Origin of the sequence: Mesorhizobium sp. M7A.F.Ca.CA.002.05.1.1 (assembly GCF_003998335.1) — a bacterium.
Taxonomy (GTDB): Bacteria; Pseudomonadota; Alphaproteobacteria; order Rhizobiales; family Rhizobiaceae; genus Mesorhizobium.
The window spans coordinates 1-1,133 of the sequence record NZ_RZQI01001312.1 but is presented as its reverse complement, the minus strand read 5'-3'; the positions used below and the strand labels follow the sequence as shown (position 1 = coordinate 1,133).

Genomic DNA, 1,133 nt, shown 5'->3' with positions numbered 1-1,133 from the left:
TCGCCATAGAGGCCTTCTGCCGGCACCAGTGGCGGTGCGGAGCGCATCTGCCGTTCGGCGGCGATGCGGATCAGCTGCCCGGCCATGTCGAGCAGGCGCTTCTTCAGTCGCGCAAGGCGCGACTGCCAGGCGCCGCCGCCAAGCTTGTCCAGCGTCGCCTCGGCTGTGTCAGAACCGTAGCGCGACAGAAGCTCGATGTTTTCCACCGGCAGGAACAGCCGGTCGTCACCCGCATAGTGGATTTCAAGGCAGTCATGCGGTGCGCCGACCGCTTCGATGGTACGCAGGCCGATGAAACGGCCAATGCCATGATCGGCATGGACGACAATGTCGCCGGCCGACAGCGCCGAGGCCTCGGCAATGAAGTCCGAGGGACGCTTCTTGCGTTTCGAACGCCGGATCAGCCGGTCGCCCAAAATGTCCTGTTCGGCGACGACGACCAGTTTTTCGGTCTCGAAGCCGGATTCGAGCGGCAGTACGGCCAGGGCCGCCTGCCCCGGTTCGAGCTTTTCGGCTTCCGCCAGCGTCGCCACCTGCTTGAGATTGCCGAGATGGTGTTCGGCAAGGATCTGGCCAAGCCGGTCGAGCGAGCCTTCGGTCCAGCCGGCAATGACAATGCGGCGGCGCGCCGCGCGCTCATCGGCGATGTGTTTGACGACGACATCGAACACATTGGCGTTCGGATCGGCGCGCTCCTCGACGAAGCTGCGGCCGTGGCGCGAGCCGGCGTGATAGACCTTCTTGGCGCCAACTTCGGGCGCGTCGAATGGCGTGAAGTCGATCGCTTCACGCGGCCCGAGCGAGGCAATCAGGTTTTCCGGGGAGAGATAGAGCAGGTCCGGTGCGACCGGCTTGTAGGGCACGGCGTCCTTCAAGGCACCGTCCGCCTGCTTCTTGCGCGCCTCGTAATGGTCGAGGATCAGCGTGTGGCGTTCGGCCAACGCCTCATGCGCCAGATGGTCGAAGATGACAGGCGTGTCAGGCAGATAGTCGAACACCGTCTCCAGCCGCTCATAGAAAAACGGCAGCCAGTGTTCCATTCCGGCAAACCGCCTGCCTTCGCTGACTGCTGCATAGAGCCCGTCATCGCGCTGTGGAGCGCCAAAGGCTTCGATATAGGAGCGGCGGAAACG

1 protein-coding gene is annotated in these 1,133 nt (G+C 63.9%); it reads right to left on the bottom strand.

Features of this window, described 5'->3' with window-relative positions; all coding sequences use genetic code 11:
* On the bottom strand, positions 1-1,133 hold a 1,133-nt coding region (locus tag EN939_RS35160), incomplete at both ends, for a CarD family transcriptional regulator (RefSeq protein WP_272483140.1).